Source organism: Streptomyces sp. NPDC059861 (assembly GCF_042731435.1).
In the GTDB taxonomy this organism is placed as follows: domain Bacteria; phylum Actinomycetota; class Actinomycetes; order Streptomycetales; family Streptomycetaceae; genus Streptomyces.
This window is the reverse complement of the sequence record NZ_JBHWJQ010000004.1, coordinates 42,730-63,531: the sequence shown is the minus strand read 5'-3', so window position 1 is coordinate 63,531 and position 20,802 is coordinate 42,730. Positions and strand designations below refer to the sequence as shown.

Sequence of the window (20,802 nt, the reverse complement as noted above, 5' to 3'; positions counted from 1 at the left end):
TGACGGCACACATGACGGCCATCCCACCGGAACCGCCGGGGTCGTGTCGACCCATTTCCACGGCCGGCGGCCGCCGGCCGACGGGCGTGACGGCCGGCCGACGAGACGTCAGCGGGACCGGGCCGCTTCCCCGACCACCCGCGTGATCTCCCGCGCGATCCGCAGGACACCCGGCGAGCGCACCGGGCACGGCTTCGGGGTGGACGTCGTGGGCGCCAGACAGAAGTGCAGGTGGTCGTCGTCACGGTGGAGCGCGGTGCGGTCGGCGCCGGGCCCGGTGCAGTAGTCGGGATGGGCACGCTCGTAGGCGGTGCAGGGCAGGTACTGGGTCCAGGAGTAGCGGGCACCGGGGGCGCTCACCGCCCGGCCCGCGTCGGCGACCAGGTCACCGGTGGCCGCGGCCCGCTCCTCGTACACGGCGTTCACGCGCCGGACCCGGTCGGGCGTGATCGGGTCCGGGCCCTGGAGCACCCAGACGATGCGCGGCCGCCGGTCGCGGCCGGCCGCGTCGATCTGCTCGGCCAGACGCCGCGCGTCGGCGGCGTACCGCTCCAGATAGCCGCTGCGGGCGGCGCCGTACGTGAGGCCGTCCATGCACGGCGTGTAGCCCCAGGCGTTGCCCCAGAACTGCAGGACCACGAAGTCCGGCCGCAGCGACCGCACCAGGGCCGCCGCCTTGTCCGCGTCCGGCACCAGGGAACGCTCGCCGGTGCCCTCCAGGTAGTCGCACAACGTGGTGCCGGAGTAGGGGGCGCTCGTGTACTTCGCCCGCACGTCCCGGCGGAGTTCCCGGCCGAGCACCTCGTGGTTCTCCGTCGCCAGCGAGTCCCCGAGATACAGCACGGCCGGCGCCTTCACGGGAACGCGCGGCGCACGCTCCCGGGTGGTGCTCGGCGCGTCGGGCACGGAGGGCGCGGGCGGTGCCGCCTGCGGTACGGACGCGGGATCCCCGCAGGCGCCGAGCAGCACGGCACCGGCCAGCAGTACCCCCGCCACCCACCGTCCGCCCATACGGCAACTCCCGCCCCGCCACCGACAAGGCCACCCAGGCAAGCACAGCTCGGCGGCAGGGGGAAGACACGCGCCGGACAGCGGAGCCGCGACCGCGCACGTGTCCGGTTTCGTCTTCCCGCGTTGGCGCACTGGTCATACGGTCTCTCTACGGTGCCCGCCATGAGAAGACCTTCGATCTTGCTCAGCGCCGCCCTTCTGACCGCGGCGCTGGCCTCCCCGGCGGCGGCCGAGAACGGCTCCGCCGACGGCGACTTCGGGCGGGCCACGCTCACCGGGTTCGCCTCGCTGCCGGCCGAGACCTTCGTCCCGGGCAGTGAACCGTCCGGCGCGCTCATCGGTGACGGCCCCTTCAACGGCATCGCGGCACCCTTCGCCGATCAGCCCGTCCAGGGCTTCAGCGGCATCGTCGACCGCCACGACGGCACCTTCGACGCCCTGTCCGACAACGGATACGGCAACAAGGCCAACAGCGCCGACTACCTGCTGCGCGTCCACCGCATCAAGCCGGACGTGAGGACCGGCAAGGTCCGGGTGCTCGGCGGGTTCGACCTGAGCGACCCGTACCGCAAGGTCCCGTTCGCGCTCACCCGTGCCGACCGGGTGCTGACCGGCGCCGACTTCGACGTCGAGTCGATCGTGCGGGTCGCCGACGGCTCGTACTGGATGGGCGACGAGTTCGGCCCGTTCCTGCTGCACTTCGACGCCGAGGGGCGGCTCCTCCAGGCGCCCGTCGCGCTGAACGGCGTACAGGCCCCGGAGAGCCCCTGCCTCGACGGTGCCCAGCCGACCATCGGCGGCAGCAAGGGCTTCGAGGGCCTGGTCCGCTCGGTCGACGGCCGGCGTCTCCACCCGCTGCTGGAAGGGACCGTCACCGGCGACACACCCGGCGACCTGCGTTTCAGTGAGTTCGATCTACGCGAGCGCGCCTACACGGGCAAGCGGTTGGTCTACCGCCTGGAGTCGACCGCGCACGCGATCGGCGACGCCGTCGCCGTCGACCGGCACCGTTTCCTGGTCATCGAGCGCGACGGCGGCCAGGGTGACGCGGCCCGGTTCAAGCGGATCTACCTCGCCGACAGCCGTGACCACGACCGCGACGGCGTGATGGACAAGACGCTGGTGGCCGACCTGCTGGACATCGCCGACCCCAAGGGGCTCGGCGGCTTCGGCGAGACGTTCCGCTTCCCGTTCACCACGATCGAGGACGTCGTCCTGCTCGACGACCGCACGCTGGCCGTGCTGAACGACAACAACTTCCCGTTCTCGACCGGCCGTACGCCGGGCAAGGCCGACGACAACGAGTTCATCACCATCCGGCTGACGGACCGCCTGCACGCCGACCGACGCGCGTTCCGCTGACCCGCCTCCGGCCCGGACCGGCCGCCCCGTGCGGCCGGTCTACCCGTCGTTCACCAGCACCGCCGCTCCGTCGAACCGTCCCGCCTTCAGATCGGCCAGTGCCTGGTCCGCCCGCGCCATCGGGTAGGTGTGCGTGGTCGCCCGCACCCCGTGCCGCGCGGCCAGAGCCAAGAACTCGCGGGCGTCCGCGCGCGTGTTGGAGGTGACGCTGCGCAGCTCCTTCTCGTAGAACAGCTCGCTCTCGTAGCGCAGCGGCGGGATGTCCGTCAGATGGATCCCGGCGACGGACAGGACCCCGCCGCGGTCCAGTGCCCGCAGCGCCACCGGGACCAGGTCTCCGACGGGGGCGAACAGGATCGCACCGTCCAGCGGCTCCGGCGGCGGCTCGCGCACGTCCCGCGCCGACGCCGCCCCCAGTTCCAACGCCAGCCGCCGCGCCGCCGCACCCCTCGTCAGGACATGGACCCGGGCACCCTCCGCGATCGCGATCTGCGCGCACAGATGGGCGCTGCCCCCGAAGCCGTACAGACCGAGCCGCCCACCCGGCGGCAGCGAGACCCGCCGCAGGGCCCGGTGGCCGATGATGCCGGCGCAGAGCAGCGGCGCCGCCGCCACGTCGTCCAGACCGGGCGGCAGCCGGTGCGCGAACGCGGCCGGCACGGTCGTGTACCCCGCGTATCCGCCGTCGGCGTCCCAGCCGGTGTACCGCGAGCCCGGGCACAGGTTCTCGGCGCCGCGCGCACAGTAGGCGCAGGTGCCGTCGGTCCGGCGCAGCCAGGCCACGCCCACCCGGTCCCCGGCCACGAAGCCGCGCACCCCCGCACCGGCCCCGGCCACCACACCGGCCACCTCGTGACCCGGCACGACCCCCGGCCGGTGCACGGGCAGGTCCCCCTCGGTGACGTGCAGGTCGGTGCGGCACACCCCGCACGCCCGCACCCGCACGAGCAACTCGTCCTCGCCGGGCGCCGGCACCGGCCTGTCCACCAGCCGCAGGCCGCCCGCCTCCACCGGGCCCGGCGTCACCGACCACGCCCGCATCGTCTTGTCCACCACCGTCATGACGTGCCCCGCTTCCCCGTCAGAGCCCCCTGCGGCCGCCGTCTCCGCCCCCGGCCACCGAGATCCCCTTCCAGTCTGGGACGCGAGCGCGCATCCGGCGCGCAGGCGGCCTTCCCGATGACTAGCGTGAAGAACCGGACAAACCAACCGAACCGGAAGGGCCGCAGCCATGGCTGGAAAACCCGAGGGAACCCCTGTCTGGGCCGACGCGATGTTCAGTGACGTCGAAGGGGCGAAGACCTTCTACGCCGACGTCCTGGGCTGGACCTTCAACGAGGCGTCGTCGGAGTTCGGCAACTACACGCAGGCGTACTCCAGCGGCAAGGCCGTCGCCGCCGTCGTACCACCGATGCCCGGCCAGGAGGGCCAGTCGCAGTGGTGTCTGTACTTCGCGTCGCCGGACGCGGCCGCGACGGCCGGCCGGATCCGGGAGAACGGCGGCCAGGTGCTGATGGACCCGATGCAGGTCGACGACTTCGGCAGCATGTGCCTGGCCAGGGACCCGAGCGGGGTCGTCTTCGGGGTGTGGCAGCCGGGCACGCACGAGGGGTTCGAGGCTCCCATGGACCAGCCGGGCGCCTACTGCTGGGCGGAGGTCTTCACCCGTGAACCCGAGAAGTCGGACACCTTCTTCTCCGCCGTCTTCCCGTACACGGCGCAGCAGATGGAGGACGACGGGGTCGACTTCCGGATCTTCAACCTGGAGGGCGCCCCCGTCCTGGGCCGGATGAAGATGACCGACGAGTTCCCGCCCGAGGTGCCGCACTACATCAACGTCTATTTCGCCGTCGCCGACTGCGACGACGCCGTCGCCCGGGCCACCAGGCTCGGTGGCGTGCTGCGGTTCGGGCCGACGGACAGCCCGTTCGGCCGGTTCGCCGCCCTCAGCGATCCGCAGGGCGCGAACTTCTCGGTGATCGACACCACGACGACCGTCGGGGAGATGCCGGACCTGGGTGACGTGTCCTGAGCGAATCCGTTATCAGGGGCCCGGCCCGCTCATGGCATGATCGGACGCATGCGTGAACGAGTGGTGGCCGCGTGCGACGGGGCTTCTAAGGGGAACCCCGGACCGGCGGGCTGGGCCTGGGTCGTCGCCGACGAGAGCGAGACCCCCACGCGCTGGGAAGCGGGGCCGCTGGGCAAGGCCACCAACAACGTCGCCGAACTGACCGCGCTGGAGCGCCTGCTGACGGCGACGGACCCGGACGTCCCGCTGGAGATCCGGATGGACTCCCAGTACGCCATGAAGGCCGTCACCACCTGGCTGCCCGCCTGGAAGCGCAACGGCTGGAAGACCTCCGGGGGCAAACCGGTCGCGAACCAGGACCTCGTCGTGCGTATCGACGCACTCCTCGACGGACGTGCCGTCGAGTTCCGCTACGTCCCCGCCCACCAGGTCGACGGCGACCCGCTGAACGACTTCGCCGACCGCGCCGCCAGCCAGGCCGCCACCGCGCAGGAGCCCGCGGGCAGCGGGCTCGGCTCACCGGAGCCGCCGGCCTCGCCGGACACCCCGCCGACCGCCGCGCGCCGCAGGCCGTCGCCGGCCAAGGCGGCGCGCAAGGGCGGTGGTTCCGCCCGCACGATCAAGGCGAAGTTCCCCGGCCGCTGTGTGTGCGGCCGCCCCTACGCGGCAGGCGACCAGATCGCCAAGAACGCCCAGGGCTGGGGCCACCCGGAGTGCCGGACCGCGGACTCCGCGTAACACTCCGGAACGCCGCGATGCGCGGCTCCGGAAGGGAGTCGCGCATCACGCCGGGAACACTCCGACTGTCAGTGGCCGCCCCCGCCGCCACCGCCGCCGTGACCGCCGCCGCCACCGCCGTGGCCTCCGCCACCGCCGCCGTGACCGCCGCCGCCACCGCCGTGGCCGCCGCCGTCGCCATGGCCGCCGTTGCCGTGGCCGCCGTTGCCGTTGCCGTGGCCGCCGTTGCCGTAGCCGTTGCCGTCGCCGTTGCCCCAGCCGCCGCCGTTGCCCCAGTCGTCGTCATCGTCGTCGTAACCGCGGTAGTTGCCGTTACCCCAGTCGTCATCGTCGTCCCACGAGTCGTTGTCGTAGGAGTTGCTGTAGGTGTGCCCGGTCGGGACAGCGGCGGAAGCCGTGCCCGCTGCGCCGATCGCTGCGCCGCCCGCCATCAGAACGGTGGTGGCAGACGCCGCGATGAGACGCCTCGCGCGAAGTGATCGCATGGTTGTACCTTTCCTTCCATCGTCTCGCGCAGTACCCAGCACGAGATGGATGGCCGCACCCAGCCGGTGAAGCGAGCGGCACGGTCATGGGCATCGCCGCAAGAATGGTGAAGCACCTCTCGGCCGCCGGCGCCGATTGTCAGCTTCCGCACTGTGTCAGGCGGGTGGCGCTACGGTCGCGGTCCTCGTTGTGCAGGAACCTTGCCGACCGGGGTGTGCCCCGGTTTGCGGCTTTCATCACAGACGTTAGTCGCGCACGCGTACCGCGGCATCTTGAAACGGGCTATTTTTTGAAATTGTTCAAATTGCATGCATAGCCCTACAAGTGCCCGTATTGGGCTGCATTTATGGGGCCGTTCGCAGCCCACACCTCTGCCGCCCCGGGAACCGGTCCCGGGGCGGCAGAGGGTGCGTGCTTCAGCGGGCGGTGCCGAAGTCCTGCGTCCAGTAGTCGCCGGGCTGCGCGAGCCCGACCCCTATCTCCTTGAAGGCGCAGTTCAGAATGTTCTTCTTGTGGCCGGGGCTGGACATCCAGCCGTCCATGACCTGCTCGGGAGAGCTGTAGCCGTAGGCAACGTTCTCGCCGTACGTCCTCCAGTCGTATCCGGCCTTGGTGATGCGCTGGCCCGGGTCCGAGCCGTCGGAGCCCGTGTGCGACATGTTCCGGTGGCTCGCCATGTCGGCACTGTGGTCCTGGGCGGCGTCCGTGAGCTTGGCGTTCAGCTTCACCGCGGAGCAACCGGCCTTGCTGCGCTCGCTGTTCACCAGGGCCACGACGCGCTTGGCGGCGGTGGACGCGGAGGCCGGGGCGCCGGAGTCGCCGGGCGGCGTGGCGGCGGGCGCGCCACCCCCGGGCGCCGTCGTGCCCGGCGCGGTGTTGCCCTGCGGCGCGGTGTTGCCGCCCTGGGGAACGGTCGCTCCCTGTTGTTGGGCGGCGTTCCTCCAGTGCTGCCACTGGCCGTGGGGCCTGGGGTTCTCACTGGCCTCGGCGCTTCCGTCGTTCAGGCAGGCCATGGCGGCCGACGGTACTGCCAGTGCGGTGAGGGCGACGGCGGCGACGGCTATGTGCCGATGGCGCGTCTTCCTGCGGTGCTTCCTCATGGGACCTCGCTCGGTCGTCGCGGGTCGCCTCCGGGGCAGGCACGGCGTGGCGCTGTGCCTGACCTGCGGTGACGCCTTGTGGGGTCGTCATTGTTAAAAGGGGCGTGAGAAGGGGGCAACGAGCATCACTACTACCCGGCCTCGTAGGCGCCGAAGGCTCTTGAACAGGGCGCGCGGGTGTGCACACCCGGCTCACCGCACAGGTGGCGATGCCTGACGCTCCGTCAAGGCCACGTGTGCGCCGGGCGGGTGGTGCGAAAGGGGCGAGCCGGTCTCATGCGGCCGTATCGTGGGTGCCGTTTGTCTGTTTCCGTCTGGCAAGTCCGCGTATATCGCCCGGGGCTTGTGTACTACCGAGCCACGTTGACACGTCACGGCTGCGTGAGGGATGTCACTGTGTGCCGCTGCAACCATTTGCGGAGAGCCCTGTAGCCCGCACGGATGTAAGGCGCGCGCATATCAGCCGATCTGCTGACATCTTGCTGGCATAGTGCGCCCATGACGATCAGGACTGCCGGTCGCCGGGACACTCGACGGTTGCACCCGTGAAGAGGCTGTTCGCGCGCCCCCAGGAGGAACCGGCCGGGAAGCGGCGACGCCGCGGGGCTTTGACCCTCGCCCTCGCCCTCACGGGCGCCGTCGGCATCACCGCCGTCGCCGCGCTCACCGGCGGGTTCCCCTTCGGCGATCAGCGGCCGGTCGCGCAGCGCGGCGCCTCCGCCGCCGGCCCGTCCGGCGTTACGCCGGGCCCGGCTCCGGCGCCCGGCGCCCCGGGCGCCGGCGATCCGCTCATGCCGCTCGACGGCAATGGCGGCTACACCGTCCGCCGCTACACGCTCGCCTTCGACTGGCGCGCCCCGCGCACCCCCTTCGCCGCCCGGACCACGGTCAGTGCCACCGCCACCCAGGCGCTGTCCCGCTTCGACCTCGACTTCGCCGGCAACACGCTGCACGCGGTCACCGTCGACGGCGCACCGGCCAGAACCGAACGCGACGGCGACGAACTCGTCGTGACCCCGGCCAAGCCGATCCCCCAGGGCGCCGCCTTCACCGTGCAGGTCGCCTACACCGCCGACCCGACCCAGCAGCGGGAGCGCGGCGACGCCATCCAGACGTACGGCTGGGTGCCCACCCCGGACGGCACCGTGGTCTGCGCGCAGCCCAACGGCGCCAAGATGATCTTCCCGGTGAACGACCACCCCAGCCTGCGGGCGCCGGTCACCTTCCGCATCACCACCCCGCCGGGCCTCAGCGCGGTGGCGAACGGCCGGCTCGTCCAGCGCGTCCGGCGTCCCGACGGCCGGGTCCGGTGGACGTACGACTCCGAGCATCCGGTCGCGGCCCAGCTGATCCAGCTGGCGATCGGGAAGTTCTCGTTCGTCGACAGCACCGGCCCGCGCGGGTTGCCCGTGCGGGACGTGGTCCCCGAGGGGCTGGTCTCGGACACCGAGGACCATCGCGCGCTCACGTCCGACCATCTGACCTGGCTGGAGGGGCGGCTCGGCCCGTATCCGTTCCGCCGCTACGGCGTACTGGTGGGGGACACCGATCTCCCGGTGGCGCTGGAGACGCAGTCGCTGTCCGTGGTGCCCAAGGGCGAACTGTTGGGTGACCGGGTCGACGCCGAACGTGATCTCGTGCATGAGCTGGCCCATCAGTGGACCGGCAACAGCGTAGCCATCCGGCGATGGTCCGACCTGTGGCTGAGCGAGGGACACGCGCGTTTCTACGAGCGGCTCTACTCCGACACGCACGGCGGCGTCGGCATCGAGGACGCGATGCGGTCGGCGTACGCACAGCACGACCAGTGGCGGCACGACGACGGGGCCCCCGCCGAACCCACGGAGCCGACCCTGTTCAAGGTGATGCGGTACGACGGCTCGGCGCTGGTGCTGTACGCCCTGCGGGAGAAGGTCGGCGAAGAGACGTTCGACGAGATCGAGCGGGCCTGGGTGACGAAGTACCGCGGCCGGGTCGCCGGCACCCGGGACTTCGTCGCGCTCGCCTCCGAGACGGCCGGCGAGGATCTGACGCCGTTTCTGACGTCGTGGCTGTACGGGGAGCGGACCCCGCCCATGCCGGGGCATCCCGACTGGGAGGTGGACCCGGTTCAGGACTGAGCGGGGGTGCGGTGGGCACCGGCCCGTACCGATCGGTAAGGGAGCTGAGGGCTGCCGCCGCCCGGACGGGCGGACTGCCGCTGACCGGGTGGCCTGTGGCGGGCGGCTGGTCCAGCTCGGTGACGCTTGGCGCGACGTGGCGCTTCGGGCACGGAAGCGTACGAGGGGTGACGTGGAGAGCTACTCCGCTGTCGTGGTAGCGCCGAGCATCGCCGGAGGCCCTTGCAATGACAGATCCCGCCACCCCCCGTGTCCCCGACGCAGTACGGCGGCGCCGCCGACGGGTCGTCTGCGTGACCGCGTCGGTGGCGCTCCAGGTTCCGCTGCTGGTCACCCTGCTGAGCCTGCCCCATTCCGACAGTGGCCCGGAGGTCGAGAACAGCGCGACGGAGGACCGGCGTCTGCAGGACGTCTTCACGGCAGCCGCGGCCGAGTACGGCGTGCCGCCCAGCGTACTGATGGGCGTGTCCTACCAGCAGTCGCGGTGGGACTCCCACCGGGGCGCGCCCAGCGTCGCCGGCGGCTACGGCCCGATGCACCTGGTGGACCGGCCGCACGTCCAGGGCGCGCTGCCGGGAGTCGGCGGCCGCGCGCTCGCGGGTCCGCAGTCCGGGCCGGACAAGCAGAACACTCGGGGCAGCCGTGCCGTGCAGCCCGCCGACCTGCAACGCGCCGCCCGTCTCATCGGGGTGCCGGTGGAGCAGCTGCGGACGGACCCGGCCGCCAACGTGCGCGGCGGCGCGGCACTGCTGGCGGCGACGCAGCGCGAGCTGGGCAAGCCGCTCAGCGCCGACCCGTCGGACTGGTGGGAGGCGGTGGCGCGCTTCCCGGGCATGGGCGACTCCGTGTCGGCGAACACGTTCGCGAGCGACGTCTTCACCGTGATCCGGCGCGGCGCGCGCCGCACCACCGACGCGGGGCAGCGGATCACCCTCCCCGCCAGTCCCGGGGTGAAGGCCCCGCCGCACGACCCGAACCGGCCGAAGGACATCGAGTGCCCGACGGAACTCTCCTGCTCCTGGGTCCGGGCGCCGCACGTCGAGGTCGGTGACGGCGAGTACGGCAACTTCGACCCGGCCGACCGGCCCAACGACCAGAAGGTCGAGTACATCGTCATCCACGACACCGAGGGCCCCCTGCCGGCCATGCTCAAGACGGTCCAGGACCCGAACGAGGTGTCGTGGCACTACTCCGTCCGCTCCAGCGACGGCCATGTCGTCCAGCACGTGAAGACCAAGGACGCGGCCCGGCACTCCGGCAGCCAGTACATCAACGCCCGCTCGATCGGCATCGAGCACGAAGGGATCCTCGCCCAGCCGGACACCTGGTACACCGAGCAGATGTACCAGGCCTCGGCCCGCCTGGTGCGCTACCTGGCCAAGAAGTACGACGTCCCGCTCGACCGGCAGCACATCTTCGGCCACGACAACGTGCCGTCCCCGGTGGGCGTGACCATCCCCGACATGCACGACGACCCGGGCCCCTACTGGGACTGGGAGCACTACTTCGACCTGCTCGGCGCCCCGCTGCGCGGCAGGGCCGGACGGGACAGCGACATGGTGGTCATGCTGCCCGACTACGACACGCACAAGCCGCTGTTCACGGGGTGCAAGACCAGCGGTGTGCCGTGCGCGCCGCACGGCTCCAGCGCGGTCCGGCTGCACACAGAACCGCGCGACGGCGCCCCGCTGATCCAGGACCCGGGCCGCCGCCCGGAGGGCGACCCCTCGACGGAGGACGTCAACGACCTGGGGTCGCGGGTCTCCGCGGGCCAGGTCTTCGCGGTCGCCGGACGCAAGGGTGACTGGACGGCGATCTGGTACCAGGGCAACCGGGCCTGGTTCAAGAACCCCAGGACCCGCCCGACGGCCATCGGGACGACCGGCCGGATGGTGACCCCGAAGGACGGACTGAGCGAGATCCCGGTGTACGGGCGCGCCTACCCGGAGCCGGACGCCTATCCCGACGACGTGCCGGTGTCGGACGACTCGCCGCTCCCGTACAGCCTCCTCGCGGGTCAGCGCTATGTGACGCAGGACCGCGTCGCCGGCACCTATGTCGACAAGTCGGGCTCCGGCAGCGCCTTCCGGGTGGTGAAGGGCGACGAGGAGTACTACGAGATCCAGTTCGGTCACCGGCTCGCCTACGTCCGCGCGAGCGACGTGGACGTGGTGAACGGGTCCGCCACGGCGGGAGCGCCGTCGGGGTCACGCAAGTGACCCCTGCCCACCCCGGCGCTCCCCGTCCGTCAGGGCTCTAGGCGTCCGTGTCGAAGGTGTAGTGGGCGGTGTGGTCCAGCAGGTCCGCCGGGGTGACGTCGTTCCACGGCTTCATCGGCTCGTTCAGGTCGACCACGTTCGGTGTCCCGGCCGCCGGGACGTAACCGGAGCCCGGGTGCCGGCGCTGCCACTCGGCCCACAGCTTGTCGACGAAGGCGTGGTGCAGCCAGAACACCGGGTCGTTGGGGGAGGCCCCGGTGCCCATCTGACCACCGACCCAGACGTGCACCCGGTTGTGCAGATTGACCCCGCGCCAGCCCTCCAAGTGGTTGCGGAACCCGTCCGAGGCGCTGTTCCACGGCGCCATGTCGTACGTCGCCATGGCGAGGACCGAGTCCACCTCGGCCCGGGTCGGCAGCTCCCGCACCGCGCTGCCCAGTGACCGGCGCAGGAACGTCCGCCCGTCGACCCGCACGTTGATCGGCCAGTTGCCGCCCGCTTCGGAGAACGGCCCGTCCGACACCCGCCCGTCCCGGGCCCGACCCGTGCCGCCGAGGAAGTCCGGGCCCCACAGCGAGGAGCGCACGGAGCGGTCGGCGGTCCAGTCCCAGTACGGCAGCGCCACCGACGCGTCCACCGACTGCAACGCCCGCTCGAATTCGAGCAGGTATCTGCGATGCCAGGGCAGGAAGGACGGTGAACGGTGGCCGGTGCGCTCGCCGTTGTCGGTGTCACCGAGGATGAAGGCGTTGTGCGTCGTGACGAACTCGTCGTAGCGGCCGCTGCGCTTGAGCTCCACGAGCGCGGCGACGAAGCGCCGCTTCTCGTCGCTGGACAGGCTCGCCTGGTTCTTGCGGACGGTCATGTGCAATGACTCCAGATGTGATGCGGTGAGGGTCAGTTGGCGGGGAACGGGACGAGCCGGGCGCCCTGCAGCTCGTCCACCGCGGCGCGCGCGGCGGCACGCGGGGTGGGCACCGGGTCGTAGTGACTGACCACGCTGATCCAGGTGCCGTCGGCGTTCGGCATCACATGCAGTTCCGCGCCGTCGACGAACACGGCGTAGCCGCCGCCGTGATGCTCGTGACCGCCCCCGGCGGCCGGGTGGCCCTGTATCCGACGGCCCTTGTAGACCTCGTCGAAGGGTGCGGGGGAGTGGTGGCCGTGCTCGTGCCCCGCCGCTTGCGGCGTGCCGGGCGTGCCCTGCGTGTCGGGGGCGGCGGCCGCGTCGGAGGCGACCACGGCGGCGCCGGCGGTCGTGGCGAGGGCCGCCGCGGCGGTGAGCGCACGGCGACGGCTGAGTTCCGGCATGCGGACCTCCAGGATTCGTTGGACGCTGCTTTCGGCAGGTCGTTCGATTGACGACCTCGCATGCCTATCGGTCCGGCCGAGAGCGGCAGAAATCGCCCGTGCACGGTTGGCCCTGATCCGGACAACTGCCCATATCTCGTACAAGGTTGAATCAAGTTGATCTTGCCGACGTGGCTGCCCGGACAGCCCGGAAGAGGGAATTCCTTCCCCTTGCCGCGATCTTTGCGGCGATCCGTCGCCGGCGGCCGCGCCCCGCGTGGCCTGGCTCACTCCGCGAAGATGACGCGATTTCGAGCGGCCGGTCGCGGCGCCTTTCGCCTGCTACCCTGCGTCGCGAAATGATCGCTATGAGTAATTCCTAGGGGTGTGCGTGAAGGTCGCCTGCGTCGGCGCCGGGCCCGCCGGCCTGTATCTGTCGATCCTGCTCAAACGGCAGGACCCGTCCCATGACATCACCGTGTACGAACGTGACCCGGAGGGTTCGACCTACGGCTGGGGCGTCACGTACTGGCGCGGACTGCTCGACACACTCCACGAGCACGACCCCGAGTCGGCCCGCGTCCTCGACGCGCATTCGGTCCGCTGGAACGAGGGCGTCGCACACGTACGGGACCTGACCACCCGGCACCCCGGCGACCAGGGCTTCGGCATCGGCCGCCACCGGTTCCTGGAGATCCTCGCCGCCCGTGCCCGCACCCTGGGCGTCCGCGTGGAGTACGAGCACGAGACCGCCCCCGACCGACTGCCCGACGCCGACCTGGTCGTGGCCGCCGACGGCGTCCGCAGCACCCTGCGCACCCGCCACGCCGGCCATTTCGGCACGGAGGTCACCGCGGGCCGGAACTCCTACATCTGGCTCGGCACCACCAAGGTCTTCGACTCCTTCACCTTCGCCTTCGTCGAGACCGCGCACGGTTGGATCTGGTGCTACGGCTACCCCTTCGACGACCGGCGCAGCACCTGCGTCGTCGAGTGCGCCCCAGAGACCTTCACCGGCCTCGGTCTCGACGGCGCGGGCGAGGCCGACGGGCTCGCCCTGCTGGAGAAGCTCTTCGCCGTCGTCCTCGACGGCCACCGGCTGATCGCACGCTCCGGCGCGCGCGGCAGCGCCCAGTGGCTGAACTTCCGCACCCTCACCAACCGCACCTGGTACCGCGACAACCTCGTCCTCGTCGGCGACGCCGCCCACACCACGCACTACTCCATCGGCGCCGGCACGACGCTGGCCCTTCAGGACGCCATCGCGCTGGCGGCGGCCCTCCGCGAGCACGCCCACCTCCCGCAGGCCCTCGCCCGCTACGAGCGCGAACGCAAGGCGGCCCTGCTGCCCACGCAGAGCGCCGCCCGCTACAGCGCCCAGTGGTACGAGAACCTGCCGCGCTACATCCATCTGCCGCCCGAGCGCATGTTCGCCCTGCTGGGCCAGCGCCACTCGCCCCTGCTGCCGTACGTCCCGCCGCAGCTGTACTACCGGCTCGACCGCGCGGCCGGGCAACTGGAGGCCCTGCGCCGGCTCAAGCGCTGGCTGGGCCCGAAGCTCGCCCGCACGGCCCACGGCCGCACGCTGAGGTAGCCCGGCTCAGCCCAGCAGCCGCCGCAGGAAGGCGTTGCTGAACACGTGGTGCGGGTCGAGCCGGTCCAGCACGCCGGCCGCCCGCCCCCACACGCCCTCCCCGAACGAGGCGGGCACCGTCGTGCCGATGACGTCCTCGTCCCGCCACGCGTCCGAGTCGGTGTACGCCCAGCCCTTGGACCACTCGACCCGGGCGAGCGCGTACCCACCGCCGGTGCGGCCGTCGTAGCGGCCGAGCAGGAACCGCTCCAACTCGCGCAGGAACGCCTCCGCGTGCGGCGTCCCCGGCAGGGTGAGCACGTCCAGCCAGACCGCGCAGTCCCACTCGGGACGGCTCTCGGCCGGTCGCACCGCCGACAGCAACGGGGCGTGGGCGCCCGCCAGTTCGGCGTCGGCGGGATCGTCGAGGCCGGTCACGCGGATCTCCACCGAGCCGTTGACCGGGAAGCGGCCCCGGGCGGCGTGGGCCGCGAGCCGCTCCCGGTAGAAGCCCGTGAACTCGTGGATCACCCGCTGCACCTGCCCCCGCGAGGTGAGCACCGCGTAGCCGTCGGCGTGCACCCGGAGGGTGGTCGGCCGCAGATACAGCAGTGTGTTCTTCGACGGCCCCCAGATGTCCCCGGACAGCGTCGCCGCCAGCCCGAGCGCGGCCACGTCGTACTGCAGATTGCCCAGCACCGGCGCCAGCGACCAGGCGCCCTCCGCCACGATCCGCCCGACCAGATCCGCGACCGGTTCCGGAACGCTGTCGGAGAACGGGTAGTTGTACGGCCCCGAGACCCGCCGCGAGGCCGGCGGCCGCGTCGGGGCCACGCTCCACACCTTCAGCCACGGGAGCTCCGTGAAGGCGAACCAGATCGCCTCCACCCGCCCCGACGCGTCGAGGAAGCTCTCGAAGGTCCGCCCGCCCGACCCGGGCGCCGCGAACAACTCGCCCGCCGGGATGTCGACGCGGCTGACACACCGCAGGTGGGTGTCGGCCCCCACCCGCAGGACCACCTCCGTCACCAGCGCCCGCCCGAGGTGGGTGAGCAACGCCGCGCAGTCGGCCTCGTCCCGACGGAAGGTGCGCAGGACGTAGGCGTCGCTGCCCTCGTCCCACACCACGGCGGTGAGCGACAGCACCAGATTGCTCAGCGAGCCGTACGTGTGCCCCGGCAGCCGCCGCTCGCCCCGCGCCGGTACGGCCGTGCCGTGTCCGTCGACGGCCAGGGCGCCGCCCAGCGTGAGGTCGCCGGGTGCCGGCACGGCGGTGAGGCCGAGTCCGTGCCCTTCCAGATACGTCAGCAGCGCCTCCATCGTCACACCGGTGCCGGCACGCACGGCGGACCTGCCGTCGAGGGCGAGGCCGGTGAGATGCCGGGTGGTGTCGACCAGGAGGACGGAGGCGGCCGGTTGCGTCCCCTCCGGGATCGTCAGCGGGGACCAGCCGTGCGAGGCGCCGCGGGCACGGACCGTCCAGCCCTGGCGCCGGGCCCAGTTCACGACCGCGACCATCTGCTGCGGCCCGTCCGGGGCACAGGCCCACAGGCCGGTGGCCGTGATCTCGCCGGTCCAGTTCCGGTACGCCGTCCGGTACAGGCCGACGTCGGCGGGGAAGCCGGGCAGCTCCCGCGCGGCGGACGCCGGATCCGGCACCAGCACGGCCGGTACGGCGGACAGGGCGGCGGCGGTGCGCAGGAAACCGCGGCGCGTGCAGAAAGGGGGCTCTTCGGTCAAACCATCGGTCACGCGTTCACGCTAGGGCGGTTCGGGCGCGATCCGTCCGCCTGCCGCGTTCCCTCACTCGTGTGAGTGAGGAATGCACAGGTGGCGGGCCATGGCGACCGCCTCCGTGCACGCCGGTGGCGGATGACAGACTGACGCCCATGGAAGAACGTGAATTCGGCAGGTCGGGTCAGCATGCGTCGGTCGTCGGTCTCGGCACCTGGCAACTGGGCGCCGACTGGGGGGACGTCGACGACAAGGAAGCCCTCACGGTGCTGGAGGCGGCGGCCGAGTCGGGGGTGACGTTCTTCGACACCGCCGACGTCTACGGCGACGGGCGCAGCGAGCAGACCATCGCCACGTTCCTGAGCAGCCGGCCGGACCTGCACGTGCTGGTCGCGACCAAGATGGGCCGCCGGGTCGAGCAGATCCCCGAGAACTACGTCCTGGACAACTTCCGCGCCTGGAACGACCGGTCCCGCCGCAACCTCGGCGTCGACCGTGTCGACCTGGTGCAGCTGCACTGCCCGCCCACGCCCGTCTACTCCTCCGACGAGGTCTTCGACGCCCTCGACACCCTGGTCGAGGAGGAGCGCATCGCCGCGTACGGGGTGAGCGTGGAGACCTGTGCCGAGGCCCTCACCGCGATCACCCGGCCGAACGTGGCGAGCGTGCAGATCATCCTCAACCCGTTCCGGATGAAGCCCCTGCGTGAGGTGCTGCCCGCCGCCCGGGAGGCCGGCGTCGGCATCATCGCCCGGGTGCCGCTCGCCTCGGGCCTGCTGTCCGGCAAGTACACGAAGGACACCGTCTTCCCGGAGAACGACCACCGCACGTACAACCGGCACGGCGAGTCCTTCGACCAGGGCGAGACCTTCTCCGGCGTCGACTACGCCACCGGCGTCGAGGCCGCGGCCGAGTTCGCCGCCCTCGCCCCCGAGGGCTGCACCCCGGCCCAGCTCGCTCTGCGCTGGATCGTCCAGCAGCCCGGCGTCACCACGGTGATCCCCGGCGCCCGTTCCGCCGAACAGGCCCGCGCCAACGCGGCCGCCGCCCACCTGCCGGCCCTGCCCGACGCCACGCTCGGCGCGGTCCAGGACCTGTACACCACGCGGATCAAGGACCAGGTCGAAGCTCGCTGGTAGCAGCGCTGTTCACGGGGAACCCGGTGGGGAAGAGTTTTCGGACTTTCTCAACCGGGAGGAACCGTGACGACCGCGGAAGGCAGTACGCACCGGCCCAGAGGGCGCGACGAGACCGAGGAGGAGCGGGCCGACCGCATGTGGGGTGACCTCATCCAGGAGGTCCGGGTCGCGCAGATGGGCGTCCAGATCCTGTTCGGCTTCCTGCTGACCGTGGTCTTCACCCCGACCTTCGCGGACCTCTCGGACACGGACCGCAGGATCTACATCGTGACGGTGGTGGTCGGCGCCGCTGCGACCGGCGCGCTGATCGGGCCGGTGTCGCTGCACCGCCTGGTCTCCGGGCGCCGGGTGAAGCCGCAGGCGGTCACCTGGGCCTCTCGGCTGACCTTCGTCGGCCTGATCCTGCTGCTCCTCACCATGGCCTGCGCACTGCTGCTGATACTGCGGGTGGCGACCCACGACCCCTTCGTGCCGTGGATCGTGACGGGCGTCGTCGTCTGGTACGTGCTGTGCTGGTTCGCGCTGCCGCTGTGGACCCGGCGCCGCCACACGAGCGGCACCGGTCACTGACGGGTCAGTGCGCTCAGCTGACGGTCATGGAACCGGCTGAGCAGGAGAAGCGAGGCGGTGGCGCCGACCAGGGCGCAGAACATGTCCCACTGCGTGTCCCACACGTCGCCCTGTGTGGCCAGGAACGCGTCCGCCGCCTCGCCTCCGATCACGGCCGCCGCCCACTCGAGCATCTCGAAGACCGCGCTGAAGGCGAGGCACGCGCACACGGCGAGCGGCGCCAGCCAGCGGCTGCCGCGCAACGGTGAGGTACGCACGAGCAACTCCCGTACCAGGACGGCCGGTACGAAGCCCTGCATGAGGTGGCCGAAGCGGTCGTAGGGGTTGCGGTCCAGGCCGAAGGTGTCGCGCACCCAGTCGCCGAGCGGGACCTGCGCGTAGGTGTAGTGGCCGCCCAGCACCAGGACCAGCGCGTGCGCGGCGAGCAGACAGCACAGAAGGCCCGTCATCGGGAACCGCCGCCAGGTCAGGAACAGCAGCGGCAGTCCGACGATCACCCACACCGTCTCCAGGAACCAGGTCGCCCGGTCGTGCGGCTCCCAGGCGGACACCGCCAGCGCCACGACCACCAGCCCGGCGAGCAGCGGGGGCAGGCGCCGGCCGGAGCGGGCGGCGGACAGCGGGGAGACCCGGCGTGGGTCCGGACTGACAGCGGACATGGGCGCACTCCTCTTCGTGGGAGCCCCATCGTGTCGGCGCCGCGCGACGCGGGCATGAGTACGGCTACTCAACTCCCGCCGCGTGAGGTATCCGTACGGCTGCGCAACTCCCGCCGCACGCAATGGAGATGGGCAAGGCTACTCAGCCCTCGGCGATGACCTCGGCCAGGAAGTCGTCCACCTCGATCTGCTCCTGCCCGGGCGCGACGATCTCGTGGGTCCGGCGCAGGAACGACTCGACGGCGGCGGCCCAGGCGAACACCACCGCGTGATGGCGTTCGCCGTCCGACCGGGCGTCGCCGAAGAACTCCATGCGTAGCTCCTCCCACACGCCCGTCGACACCGGGCGGAACCGCACGTCGCCCATGCCGACGGGCCGCCGCAGCCCGTCGAGGACCATCTCGCGGTCCAGCCGCCACCGGGCCAGTACATGGCCGTCATGGCTGAACACCATGGTGACCGCGAACGGGTCGTCGGCGTCGTAGCCGAGATGGGCGAGCACGGGGAAGCGGTCCGTGGCGCCCGCCTGGAGCTGCATGACCAGGGTCTTGTGCACATTGGGGTTCACCAGAGGGCCTCCGGGGAGAACGGTCGTAGAGACCTCTAGTACCCCCGTCGTGCACGTGATGCTCAGTCCTGAGGGTGATTCTCCGGTGCCCGGCGCAACGCCGAGAGGCAGGTGGTGATCGCCTGCTGGAGTTTCTCCAGGCGCTGCACCATGTCGTCCTCGTAGAAGTCACGGGCGTCGTCGAAGGTCAGTTCCTCGAACGCCTTGGTCGCCTTGTGCAGGCTGCTGTAGAACTTCGTCCGCCGTTCCTGCACGCGCAGTTCGGGATCGGCCTCGACGGCCTCGGCGACCCGGGACCGCATGGTGCCGTAGGCCTCGGTGGCCCACTCGCCGGCGTCCTCGCCCTCGTCCAGTTCGTCGAGGAGCGACAGATGCCGCTCAGCCTCCTGCCGCAGGTCGGCGGGCGCGTCGACGGTCTGCCCGGCGGGCGTGCGGATCTGGCCCGACTCGGCGATCTGGCGGACGTAGCCGATCCGGTCGGCCGAGCGGTTCTCGCTGGCCACGGCTTTCTTGAGGTCCTCGGTACGGACGACATCCCGGGCCAGCTCGGTCTGGAGCTCCGGGTCCTCGCGGACGCGGTCGAGGAGGGCACGGCGGGCCGCCTGGGCGGTGGCGGTGTCGGCGAGGATCGCGGCACGCAGCGCGGTGGGGTTCTCCGCGACCTCCAGGGCCTTGGTCGGCCGGATGCCCTCCGCCGCGGCGGACTCGGCGATGGCGGTGCCGCGCTCGGAGGTGGCACCGGAGCGGGCGACGTAGTACGTCAGCCACACGTCGGCGTCCGGCAGCTCCACCTCCTGACCGGGCGTCAGCGTCTCGAAGTGCGGGACCACGCCGTCGTCCGCGGCACGGTCCCAGGCCTTGTAGTAGCGCATGACCCGCTCCGGCGAGCACCCCGCCAGCCCGGCGAACTCCTTCGCGGACACCTTCGGCGTCTCGTCCGCGCCCTGGCCGCCCGGACGCACACTGCGCGCCACCATCAGGGCGAAGGCCCAGCCGCCGGTGCGCGCGTAGGTGCCGAACTCGCGCGCGTCCCGTGCCACCAGGTCGGACAGGGGGGCGGGGGACGACTCGGGCGGGACGAACGCTAGGGTCACGGGTGACTCTCCTGGAGGCTGTGCGGACGGCGCCCGCGAGGCGACGCGCGCGCAGACGCAGCCTATATGCACCCCTTGGCGATGCTTTGCGGCGCGGTCGCCGGGAGGTGGGAGGCCCGCTCAGTCGAGGGCGTCGTGCAGCGCCGGCAGCAGGGTCTTCGCCGACCAGTCCAGGTACTCCGGCTGCGAGTCGCCGCCGATCTGCACCAGCGCGATCTCCGTGAACCCGGCCTCGGCGTAAGGGCGGACCGCCGCCACGAAGTCCTCCGGGTCGTCGCCGCACGGGATCGACGCGGCGACGTCGTCCTGGGTGACGAACTGGGTGGCCGACTCGAAGGAGTCCGGGTGCGGCAGCTCGGAGTTGACCTTCCAGCCGCTGCCGAACCAGCGGAACTGCGCGTGCGCCCGCTTCACCGCCGTGTCGCGGTCGGTGTCGTAGCAGACCGGCAGCTGGCCCACCCGCGGCTTGCCGGTGCCGCCGTGCCGGTCGAAGGCCTCCAGCAGGCCCTGTTCCGGTTCGGTGGCGATGACGAGGTCGGCGAGCCGCCCCGCCAGCGCGCAGGACTGCTCGCCGGAGACGGCGATGCCGATCTGCGGCGGGTCCTCGGGCAGGTCCCACAGTCGGGCCGACTCCACGTCGAAGTGCGTGCCGTGATGGTTCACATGACCGCCCGCGAACAGCGCCCGGATGATCTCGACCGCTTCCTCCAGCATCTCGTGCCGTACGTCGGCGGACGGCCAGCCGCCGCCCACGACGTGCTCGTTGAGGTTCTCGCCCGACCCGAGCCCCAGCCGGAAGCGGCCCTGCGACAGCAACTGCATGGTCGCCGCCTTCTGCGCCACCACCGCCGGGTGGTAGCGGACGGTCGGGCACGTCACGTAGGTCATGAGCGGGATGCGCTCCGTCGCCTGCGCGGCCGCGCCGAGCACACTCCACGCGTACGGTGAGTGACCCTGCGAGCGCAGCCACGGAAAGTAGTGGTCCGAGGTCACGGAGAAGTCGAACCCCGCTTCCTCGGCCCGCACCACGTGGTCCACGAGATCGCGGGGGCCGGCCTGTTCGGTCATCATCGTGTATCCGATTTGCACCATAGGGGCCGAGTTTCC

The 20,802-nt window shown here is 71.7% G+C and carries 19 protein-coding genes; 8 read left to right on the top strand and 11 right to left on the bottom strand.

From position 1 onward, the window contains the following. Positions 1-108 precede the first annotated feature (108 nt). Complete coding sequence (locus tag ACFV6X_RS04840) at positions 109-1,011, bottom strand: SGNH/GDSL hydrolase family protein (RefSeq protein WP_385377686.1); 903 nt, start codon at positions 1,009-1,011, stop codon at positions 109-111. 162 nt (positions 1,012-1,173) lie between these two features. On the opposite strand from ACFV6X_RS04840, the gene ACFV6X_RS04835 reads away from it, so the two are divergent. Continuing rightward, positions 1,174-2,373 carry an esterase-like activity of phytase family protein gene (locus ACFV6X_RS04835; RefSeq protein ID WP_385377683.1) on the top strand — a complete coding sequence of 400 codons (1,200 nt, stop codon included), beginning with the start codon at positions 1,174-1,176 and terminating at the stop codon, positions 2,371-2,373. Between the two features lie 39 nt (positions 2,374-2,412). Here the strand turns inward: ACFV6X_RS04835 and ACFV6X_RS04830 are convergent, their stop codons facing one another. After that, positions 2,413-3,414, bottom strand: coding sequence for a zinc-binding alcohol dehydrogenase family protein (locus tag ACFV6X_RS04830; protein WP_385378132.1), 1,002 nt, complete (start codon positions 3,412-3,414; stop codon positions 2,413-2,415). Positions 3,415-3,604: 190 nt separating this feature from the next. Here ACFV6X_RS04830 and ACFV6X_RS04825 point away from each other — a divergent pair, with 190 nt between their 5' ends. Both ACFV6X_RS04825 and ACFV6X_RS04820 read left to right on the top strand, forming a co-directional pair. After that, positions 3,605-4,405 (top strand): VOC family protein, encoded by an 801-nt coding sequence (locus ACFV6X_RS04825; RefSeq protein WP_385377680.1) that lies wholly within the window; start codon positions 3,605-3,607, stop codon positions 4,403-4,405. A 36-nt stretch (positions 4,406-4,441) separates the two neighbouring features. Continuing rightward, positions 4,442-5,143: a ribonuclease H gene (locus tag ACFV6X_RS04820; RefSeq protein WP_385377677.1), complete on the top strand. Its 702-nt coding sequence runs from the start codon at positions 4,442-4,444 to the stop codon at positions 5,141-5,143. Between the two features lie 68 nt (positions 5,144-5,211). On the opposite strand, the gene ACFV6X_RS04815 is transcribed toward ACFV6X_RS04820, so the two are convergent. After that, positions 5,212-5,628: a hypothetical protein gene (locus tag ACFV6X_RS04815; protein WP_385377674.1), complete on the bottom strand. Its 417-nt coding sequence runs from the start codon at positions 5,626-5,628 to the stop codon at positions 5,212-5,214. 417 nt (positions 5,629-6,045) lie between these two features. Next, positions 6,046-6,729, bottom strand: a complete 684-nt coding sequence (locus tag ACFV6X_RS04810) for a CAP domain-containing protein (protein ID WP_385377671.1) — start codon at positions 6,727-6,729, stop codon at positions 6,046-6,048. A gap of 545 nt (positions 6,730-7,274) precedes the next feature. On the opposite strand from ACFV6X_RS04810, the gene ACFV6X_RS04805 reads away from it, so the two are divergent. Both ACFV6X_RS04805 and ACFV6X_RS04800 read left to right on the top strand, forming a co-directional pair. Continuing rightward, complete coding sequence (locus ACFV6X_RS04805) at positions 7,275-8,849, top strand: M1 family metallopeptidase (protein WP_385377668.1); 1,575 nt, start codon at positions 7,275-7,277, stop codon at positions 8,847-8,849. A 227-nt stretch (positions 8,850-9,076) separates the two neighbouring features. Further along, positions 9,077-11,068: an N-acetylmuramoyl-L-alanine amidase gene (locus tag ACFV6X_RS04800; protein WP_385377665.1), complete on the top strand. Its 1,992-nt coding sequence runs from the start codon at positions 9,077-9,079 to the stop codon at positions 11,066-11,068. Between the two features lie 37 nt (positions 11,069-11,105). Here the strand turns inward: ACFV6X_RS04800 and ACFV6X_RS04795 are convergent, their stop codons facing one another. After that, a complete protein-coding gene (locus tag ACFV6X_RS04795; protein WP_385377661.1) occupies positions 11,106-11,933 on the bottom strand; it encodes a tyrosinase family protein in 828 nt (275 codons plus the stop codon). A 32-nt stretch (positions 11,934-11,965) separates the two neighbouring features. After that, positions 11,966-12,379 (bottom strand): tyrosinase cofactor, encoded by a 414-nt coding sequence (locus tag ACFV6X_RS04790; protein WP_385377659.1) that lies wholly within the window; start codon positions 12,377-12,379, stop codon positions 11,966-11,968. A gap of 370 nt (positions 12,380-12,749) precedes the next feature. Between ACFV6X_RS04790 and ACFV6X_RS04785 the strand changes: the two genes are divergently transcribed. Continuing rightward, positions 12,750-13,952, top strand: coding sequence for an FAD-dependent monooxygenase (locus tag ACFV6X_RS04785; protein WP_385377656.1), 1,203 nt, complete (start codon positions 12,750-12,752; stop codon positions 13,950-13,952). Positions 13,953-13,958: 6 nt separating this feature from the next. Here ACFV6X_RS04785 and ACFV6X_RS04780 read toward each other — a convergent pair whose 3' ends face one another. Next, positions 13,959-15,683 (bottom strand): cholesterol oxidase substrate-binding domain-containing protein, encoded by a 1,725-nt coding sequence (locus tag ACFV6X_RS04780; protein WP_385377653.1) that lies wholly within the window; start codon positions 15,681-15,683, stop codon positions 13,959-13,961. A gap of 137 nt (positions 15,684-15,820) precedes the next feature. Between ACFV6X_RS04780 and ACFV6X_RS04775 the strand changes: the two genes are divergently transcribed. After that, entirely contained in the window at positions 15,821-16,804 is a 984-nt protein-coding gene (locus ACFV6X_RS04775; protein ID WP_385377650.1) for an aldo/keto reductase, read from the top strand. Between the two features lie 135 nt (positions 16,805-16,939). Further along, a complete protein-coding gene (locus tag ACFV6X_RS04770) occupies positions 16,940-17,374 on the top strand; it encodes a DUF6328 family protein (RefSeq protein WP_385378128.1) in 435 nt (144 codons plus the stop codon). Here the strand turns inward: ACFV6X_RS04770 and ACFV6X_RS04765 are convergent. The 4 genes from ACFV6X_RS04765 to ACFV6X_RS04750 all read right to left on the bottom strand — a co-directional run bounded on the left by ACFV6X_RS04765 (position 17,368) and on the right by ACFV6X_RS04750 (position 20,787). Beyond that, a complete protein-coding gene (locus ACFV6X_RS04765) occupies positions 17,368-18,033 on the bottom strand; it encodes a DUF2238 domain-containing protein (protein ID WP_385377647.1) in 666 nt (221 codons plus the stop codon). The two genes, ACFV6X_RS04770 and ACFV6X_RS04765, sit on opposite strands and share 7 nt — an antisense overlap. A 142-nt stretch (positions 18,034-18,175) precedes the next feature. Then, positions 18,176-18,601 carry an SsgA family sporulation/cell division regulator gene (locus tag ACFV6X_RS04760; protein ID WP_385377644.1) on the bottom strand — a complete coding sequence of 142 codons (426 nt, stop codon included), beginning with the start codon at positions 18,599-18,601 and terminating at the stop codon, positions 18,176-18,178. Positions 18,602-18,663: 62 nt separating this feature from the next. Next, positions 18,664-19,695 carry a hypothetical protein gene (locus tag ACFV6X_RS04755; RefSeq protein ID WP_385377641.1) on the bottom strand — a complete coding sequence of 344 codons (1,032 nt, stop codon included), beginning with the start codon at positions 19,693-19,695 and terminating at the stop codon, positions 18,664-18,666. Between the two features lie 120 nt (positions 19,696-19,815). Then, positions 19,816-20,787: an LLM class F420-dependent oxidoreductase gene (locus ACFV6X_RS04750; protein WP_385377638.1), complete on the bottom strand. Its 972-nt coding sequence runs from the start codon at positions 20,785-20,787 to the stop codon at positions 19,816-19,818. Positions 20,788-20,802 lie beyond the last annotated feature (15 nt).